The organism is Sphaerospermopsis sp. LEGE 00249 (assembly GCF_014299995.1).
Taxonomy (GTDB): Bacteria; Cyanobacteriota; Cyanobacteriia; order Cyanobacteriales; family Nostocaceae; genus Sphaerospermopsis; species Sphaerospermopsis kisseleviana.
In genome coordinates this window covers 1-7,234 of record NZ_JACJUZ010000125.1, presented here as the reverse complement: position 1 = coordinate 7,234, position 7,234 = coordinate 1, and the positions used below count along the sequence as shown (strand labels likewise).

Sequence of the window (7,234 nt, the reverse complement as noted above, 5' to 3'; positions counted from 1 at the left end):
GTCCCCAGTCCCCAGTCCCCAGTCACCAGTCACCAATCACCAATCACCAATCACCCAACTTTAACTTGCTCAGACGTTACATTAGTAGCACCATTAACGGAACGAGCGACAGAAACCATTTTGTTGAGAATTTTCTGACTGGGAACTTCACCTTTTAATACCACGGTGCTACCTAGTTGAGCTACCCACAGGCGATCGCAATTTGCAAGTTCTGAATCTTGATCAAAGGCTAATGCGACTCTTTTAGCTAAACCGCTTTGATCATATTCGCCATTTAATCCTATACGTTCTGTAGGGATTTTGTCAGCGGTAGCTGCTGCTTGTGGAGTTGGGTTTACTTTTGCGTTTTCTGGTTTTTCCATTCCAAACAGTCTTTTTAACCAACTCATAAACGATTTTCTCCTGGTAAAGTGGTTCTCACATATCAGTATAAAACTTTAAAAAACCAGTAACATCTATCTCTGCTAGGATTTGCAGTAGTTTTAATCTCGTTTAATCTCGTTCCCAGTCTCAGACTGGGAATGCTGTTTTTGAGTCTCTGACTCTGATTTAATAGAAGGCAGAGCCTTCTTACATTCATTCCCATACAGAGTATGGGAACGAGAAAAAATCACTTTTAAATCCTGGAAATCCTGATTTAGATAGGAGTCACAAGCGTATTAAAATAAGGGTTTAGACCGAAAATTTTATTTCGTAGTCAGTCTAAAGCAGCCCTGAGATATGGCTGATGTTACATTTATCTCTTTATACTCCCTAGCCTGTGTTGGCGAAGATGAAACATACTCTTTCTGTACTTGTTGAAGATGAAGCGGGGGTTTTGTCCCGTATTTCTAGTTTATTTGCCCGTCGTGGCTTTAATATAGAAAGCCTTGCTGTCGGTCCTGCTGAACAGGGTGGAGTTTCCCGAATTACGATGGTTGTACCTGGTGACGATCGCGTGATTGAACAACTCACAAAGCAGTTATATAAATTAGTTAATGTCCTGAAAGTACAGGATGTTACTGAGACACCTTGTGTAGAAAGGGAATTGATGCTGTTAAAGGTGAATGCTACCAGCAACAACCGTTCTGAGGTGGTAGAACTGGCGCAGATTTTCCGCGCTAGGGTTGTGGATGTAGCGGAAGATTCTCTGACTTTGGAAGTGGTGGGAGATCCGGGGAAGATGGTGGCGATCGTTCAGGTGTTGCAAAAGTTTGGTTTACGGGAAATTGCCCGCACGGGTAAGATTTCTTTAACTCGTGAATCTGGTGTTAATACTGAGTTGCTGAAGTCTTTGGAACCAAAGGTTTAGTTTTCAGTTATCAGTTGTCAGTTGTCCGCTATCAGTTATCACGCGCCATCCTAAAAAAAGGCGATCGCCCATCAATGTCATAATATTTAACTATAATATAACTACAATAGAGGCGATCGAGTCTTTAAACCCAAAACCCAGTTCTATGACTCTTGCGAAACCTGCTGACATAGATATTACCCATCTTCCCGACCACACGGAGTTACCAGAGTCGGATGGAACATTTGTGTTAGCGAAGCGTACCGTAGGTCAAAATTTTCAAGAACATCCCCAAAGCATCTTACTAACAGACTCCATCAATAGCACCTTGCAAAAAATACATCCTGATGGACAATATGCGATCGGTCAAGACTGCGGTATTTATTGGCGTTTAACCGAACCACTGGAAAAAGGCGCGGAAGCACCAGATTGGTTTTATGTAGCTAATGTACCACCAATGTTAAACGGTAAATTCCGCCGTTCCTACGTATTGTGGCAGGAATATATAGCACCTTTAATAGTTTTAGAATTTGTATCTGGGGATGGTGCAGAAGAAAGGGATAAAACACCGTTTAATGGTAAGTTTTGGGTGTATGAACAAGCAATTAGAGTACCGTTTTATGGTATTTATGAAGTCCAGAAAGCCAGTGTGAAAGTGTATCATTTAGTGAATGGACGTTACGAATTATTACCAGCTAATGAAAGGGGGCATTATCCAATTTTACCGCTAGGTGTAGAGTTGGGAATTTGGGAAGGAATGTATAATAATATGCAAGCTCCCTGGTTGCGTTGGTGGGATTTACAGGGGAATTTGTTGTTACATAGTGGGGAAAAGACACAGCAATTAACATCTCAGTTGGAGCAGGAACAGCAAAAAGCCGCACGTTTAGCGGAACGGTTGCGGGAGTTGGGGGTTAACCCGTATGAGGTTTGAATATACCTCACGCAAAGACGCAAAGACGCAAAGAGGCAATTTTTAAATCCCCGATTTCTTTGAGAAGTTGGGGATATATTGACATATAGTCAATCCTACTTAACACTATGCCTTCTCCAAAAATAAAAAAGGCACAGTTTCAGAACAAAATTCCTAACGATTTTGATACCTTCACCCATCGAGATTGAAGGTTTTTTCTATCACCACTTGACTTGTATGGGAAAAATGATGCTATAGTAGCCACATTGTCATACAGCGTCAACACCTGTCAAATATCTGATAACAGTATTACCCACCTAACAACACAGTTATTCTCTGGAGTATGCTGGATATACAGTTATAAAAAGTGTTAACGATGGTGGCTAGACGACCCAGAATCGCATTTATATGTGATCAATCCCTAAAAGAATCGCTAGAAAAATGGGCTGAAGAGGAAAACCGGACTTTAAGCAACCTTGTAGAGTCCATCTGCAAAAACGCAGTGCAAACAAAAACCAAATCAGATAAGCCAAATTAGCGATCGCCAAAAGCCAACGCAACAACTAAAAAAGGCATTCTCAGAGATGGAGGATAAAATCAAACGTTCCAAGGGCGAATTTGACCCTGTAAAAGAGTCAAGGTATTGGCTACCAGTTGCATCCGAGGAACGCTGCAAGAAAATAGGTAAAAAAATGGGACTTCGGTTAGTCGAAGTCATTGATACTCAAGCCTCTGTTTTGCCAATAATCTGTATCTTTGAAGGACACCCAGATGAGTAAAACTACACATTCCATATCAATCACAGAATTAATCCCCATGCTAACAGCCATAGCAGAACGCAACTGGGAAAAATTTAAAGAAATCGAGCAACAATTTGTCTCACGACACAGCATAGAAGCATGGGAAGAATTTTTTGCCTTTCGACTCAAACCAGCATTAGACAAAGACTCAGATCGCTGGCTATTAGTACAGTGGTGCAGTGAAGGAATTGTATCAATAAAAAACGTAGCTTAACTTCTTAACCAGAAAATTACAGCAACTTTTAGATACTTGCACCACACCCTTAAACTTTTTCTAATTCCTTTGCGCCTTTGCGCCTTTGCGTGAGATTAAAAAAGTGGTGCATTTCTCTAAAAAACACTCTTCTTCCTCTCTTTATTCGTGTTCTTCGTGCCTATGCCTTCGGCACGCTTCGCGAACGTGGTTCAATAAAAAAATCATCCTGAAAATCCTTAAATCCTGGACATCCTGATTCAGACAAAAAAAGATCCCCGACTTCCTTTATAAACCCCACCAACAAAAATAGATCATAGTAAGAAGTCGAGAATCTAAATCATCAAAATGGCAAATAATATATTTGTCCTGCTAACTCTCCATCAAAACAACAATCAATTAACAACAAAATATCATCTATTACCTGTCCAATTCTAGCATCTGTAGAAACCTCAATCACCCCTGGCATCATCTCACCTGCTGTTATTCTTTCATAAGCATAGCGCGTAATTGTAGCCACATCATGAGTTAAGAGAACTCGATTTTCCGTAGCTGCCCAAGCGAGAATAGTTAGGGGTTGCTGAGAAAGTCTTTCCGTGAGGGCATAGGAGTCAGGAGTCAGGAGTCAGGAGTCAGGAGTCAGGAGTCAGGAGTCAGGAGTCAGAAGTAAAAAAGTGGTGCATATATCTAAAAATTTCTCTTCTTCTCTTCCTCTCTTCCTTCGTGTCCTTCGTGTCTATGCCTTCGGCACGCTTCGCGAACGTGGTTCAATAAAAATATAATCCTGAAAATCCTTAAATCCTGGACATCCTGATTCAGACAAAAAAAAGGCAGAGCCTCAAAAAAGCATTCCTAGTCAGAGACTAGGAACGAGATGAAAACTAACCCAACTTAATAGTTTTCGTAATCACCGATAAACTTTCCTCAAACAAAGCCTCACGCCCCCAACGTTGTACCTGCTGACTTAACAAAAACTCCGGCTTTTGTTCAGCAAGAGAACTAACTTGTTGAAATAAACCAGCAGATTGAGCGCCACCTTGAGTTTCCATCCGCATACAACCGCCGGTTTCAGAACAAATTACCGTACCACAATTAGCTTGAGGATTAGTAGAACTCAAACGCAAAGCAATCAAATCACCAACAATTTCCCCAATATCAGCAACAGGAACACCTGCTAACTCTGCATTAATTTGTCTTTGATCTTTCGACACAAAAACAATATTGGTAATATCATAATCACCAAATTCTTTGCTGTAAGAAACAGGTTGCCATTCCAAGCGACTCGCTAACCAGCCTAAAAATAATAAAGCTTGGGCAGCATTGCCTTTTTCATAATCAATATTTACCCGATCAATTTCTCTCAAAGCTGCACGACGCACAGGAGCATCATAAGCTTCTGCTGTTAATTCTTGCCATGCAGATAAACGTCGCCAATTTAAATCAGCTAAAGGAACTCCTGTATCTGCCAAATCTTGCAAAGTTAATAAATCACTTTCAGGAGAATTAAAATTACAAGAATCAACAATCACATTATTACAAACAGCCGCCAATCTCTTAAACAAAGGATTTTGAGAATCAGGAGTAGCTTTCCACCATAAAAACTTAGGCAAACCACCAATTAACAAAGCGGGAATCATGCCCCCAATACGTTCCAAAGCGGCAGCAGTACCAGTTAAGGTAATGTATTCACAACAAATTAATGTACTAGAAGACTGCTTTTGAATAGGACAATAGGCAGAAACCTGCGCCTTTACCCCTTCATCTTCCCCCGCAATGGGACATAAAGCAATGATCCGGCAAGGGTTACGCAAAGCAATTTCATCAGCAATAGTGGGACTGGTGGGACTGTAAGTATAGCCCATCGCCGCACCATGACTATCACCATGTTCCCCACTGTGCTGAAGTTTAAAATATTCTTCCCGTAAAACCTTGATCGTTTCCGGTGTGGGAATACCGCTTTCTGGAAGTCCGTGTTTTTTCTGTAGTTCCCGCAGTGAAGTTTGGGTTTGGGGTCCCAAAATCCCATCAATAGGACCGTTATAAACACCAATAGCGGCTAACAAATACTGGGTTTCTTCTGGTTCATAAACCACTAGAGTAAATGTTGCAGCACGGGTAGCAGCAGGTAAACCGCCTTCTTCCCCTTGAATACCATAACTTTGCCAAATTTGACTGAGTTCGTTTTCAATATCAGTCAAACACACATCTTTAGGGGCTTGGAGAGAATAAATTGTAGAAGCTTCAGTTACCATAGTCAATTTTGGATTTTAGATTTTGGATTTTGGATTTTGGATTTCGGATTAATAATTGGGGATGGGGCATGGGGCATTGGGAAAAACTCTTACCCAGTCACCAGTCCCCAGTCCCCAGTCCCCAGTCACCCCTTAAAGTCTGCGCCAACGGCGGCCGTCTTGGTTGATTAATAATTCAGCTTCTGCTGGTTCCCAAGTACCCGCTTCATACTGAGGAACAGTAGCGGGATCTGCGGGTAAGTCCCAAACAGACAGCGCAGGTGTCACTACACGCCAAGCAGCTTCTACTTCGTCAGACCGGGTAAACAATGTTTGGTCGCCCATCATACAATCTAAAAACAGGCGATCATACGCATCAGATGTGGCCTCAATCCCAAATGAACCATAAGTAAAGTCCATATCCACGGAACGGGTGCGGAAGTCTCCACCGGGCATTTTCACATCAAAACGGAGCGAAATACCTTCATTTGGTTGTATCCGCATTGTCAAAATATTGGCGTTTGCTTGTAATGCGGCTGATGGGAACATTCTGGAAGGTACTTCCCGGAAATGGATGGAAATTTCACTGACTTTTTTCGGCATCCGTTTCCCTGTCCGCAGATAGAAAGGTACACCTTGCCAACGCCAGTTATCCACCACAAATTTCATTGCTACATAAGTGGGTGTGGTGGAATTGGGATCAACTCCCGGTTCTTCTCGATATCCAGGGACTTTTTCTCCTTTCATCCAACCGGCGCTATATTGTCCGCGAATGGCAGAACGGGAAAGGTTATTCACATCTGCTAAACGAGTGGCTTGTAAAACTTTCACCTTTTCTGTACGAATACTGTCAGCATCCATCGCGTTGGGTGCTTCCATTGCGGTTAAACAATACAACTGCATGAGGTGGTTTTGCAGCATATCTCGTAGCGCACCGGCACTTTCATAATATCCCGCCCGGTCTTCTACACCTACGGTTTCAGCAACGGTGATTTGTACGTGATCCACAAATTGCCGATTCCATAATGGTTCAAAAATGGCATTGGCAAAGCGGAACACTAACAGGTTTTGTACTGTTTCCTTACCTAAGTAGTGGTCAATGCGGTAAACTTGGTTTTCTTTACAAACCTTCTGCACTACTTGGTTAAGGCTTTGCGCGGAAGCTAAATCACGCCCAAAGGGTTTTTCAATGACGAGACGGTGTTTGTCGGGGTCTTCTAACATTCCTGCCCCTCCTAGCTGCTTAATAGCTTCGGGGAAGAAGTTGGGCGCAACAGAAAGGTAAAACATCCGATTTCCCCGTGTTCCCCGTTGGGTGTCGAGTTCAGCGAGGAAGTTTTTCAGTTTTTGATAGCTTTCGGGGTTGTCAATATCACCGGAACAGTAAAATAAACCCTTGGAAAAGTCTTGCCAGAGTTCTCCCAGTTCGACTTTGCTGTGAGCTTCCCGCATTCCTTTTTCCATCTGTTCCCGGAAGTAGTCATGGGTCCAGTCACGACGGGCGACACCAACAATGGTAGTTTCTGGAGGAATGCGTCTTTCCCGACGGAGTTTAAATAATGCAGGTACGAGTTTACGCCAGGTTAAATCACCTGACGCGCCAAAGATAACAATAATTTGGGGTTCGGCCATCCCTTGTTGTTGGAGACCAACCCGCAAGGGATTTTCTAACAGACTGACCATAAGGATTTTAGATTTTAGATTTTGGATTTTAGATTAGGGGACAGGTGACAGGTGACAGGTGACAGGTGACAGGTGACAGATGACAGGTGACAGGTGACAGGTGACAGGTGACAGGTGACAGGTGACAGGTGACAGGTGATTGGG

General features: G+C 42.6%; 9 protein-coding genes. 5 read left to right on the top strand and 4 right to left on the bottom strand.

Annotation, left to right across the window (positions count from 1 at the left end):
• Positions 1–50 precede the first annotated feature (50 nt).
• Complete coding sequence (locus tag H5968_RS24200; RefSeq protein ID WP_187041976.1) at positions 51–389, bottom strand: BON domain-containing protein; 339 nt, start codon at positions 387–389, stop codon at positions 51–53.
• Between the two features lie 383 nt (positions 390–772).
• On the opposite strand from H5968_RS24200, the gene ilvN reads away from it, so the two are divergent.
• From ilvN to H5968_RS24180, 4 genes are all read left to right on the top strand, one after another.
• Entirely contained in the window at positions 773–1,291 is a 519-nt protein-coding gene (gene ilvN / locus H5968_RS24195) for an acetolactate synthase small subunit (protein ID WP_187041975.1), read from the top strand.
• Positions 1,292–1,436: 145 nt separating this feature from the next.
• Positions 1,437–2,204, top strand: a complete 768-nt coding sequence (locus tag H5968_RS24190; protein WP_187041974.1) for a Uma2 family endonuclease — start codon at positions 1,437–1,439, stop codon at positions 2,202–2,204.
• Between the two features lie 355 nt (positions 2,205–2,559).
• Positions 2,560–2,721, top strand: coding sequence for a hypothetical protein (locus H5968_RS24185; protein ID WP_187041973.1), 162 nt, complete (start codon positions 2,560–2,562; stop codon positions 2,719–2,721).
• A gap of 233 nt (positions 2,722–2,954) precedes the next feature.
• Entirely contained in the window at positions 2,955–3,197 is a 243-nt protein-coding gene (locus tag H5968_RS24180) for a hypothetical protein (protein ID WP_187041972.1), read from the top strand.
• Positions 3,198–3,519: 322 nt separating this feature from the next.
• Here H5968_RS24180 and H5968_RS24175 read toward each other — a convergent pair whose 3' ends face one another.
• Both H5968_RS24175 and opcA read right to left on the bottom strand, forming a co-directional pair.
• Positions 3,520–3,696 (bottom strand): hypothetical protein, encoded by a 177-nt coding sequence (locus H5968_RS24175; RefSeq protein WP_222620794.1) that lies wholly within the window; start codon positions 3,694–3,696, stop codon positions 3,520–3,522.
• A gap of 361 nt (positions 3,697–4,057) precedes the next feature.
• The gene (gene opcA / locus H5968_RS24170) at positions 4,058–5,428 is read right to left on the bottom strand and encodes a glucose-6-phosphate dehydrogenase assembly protein OpcA (protein ID WP_187041971.1); all 1,371 of its coding nucleotides are present in this window, start codon (positions 5,426–5,428) and stop codon (positions 4,058–4,060) included.
• 29 nt (positions 5,429–5,457) lie between these two features.
• Between opcA and H5968_RS24165 the strand changes: the two genes are divergently transcribed.
• Positions 5,458–5,595, top strand: a complete 138-nt coding sequence (locus tag H5968_RS24165; protein WP_187041970.1) for a hypothetical protein — start codon at positions 5,458–5,460, stop codon at positions 5,593–5,595.
• Here the strand turns inward: H5968_RS24165 and zwf are convergent.
• Positions 5,561–7,090: a glucose-6-phosphate dehydrogenase gene (gene zwf / locus H5968_RS24160; RefSeq protein ID WP_187041969.1), complete on the bottom strand. Its 1,530-nt coding sequence runs from the start codon at positions 7,088–7,090 to the stop codon at positions 5,561–5,563. The two genes, H5968_RS24165 and zwf, sit on opposite strands and share 35 nt — an antisense overlap.
• Positions 7,091–7,234: the final 144 nt, after the last annotated feature.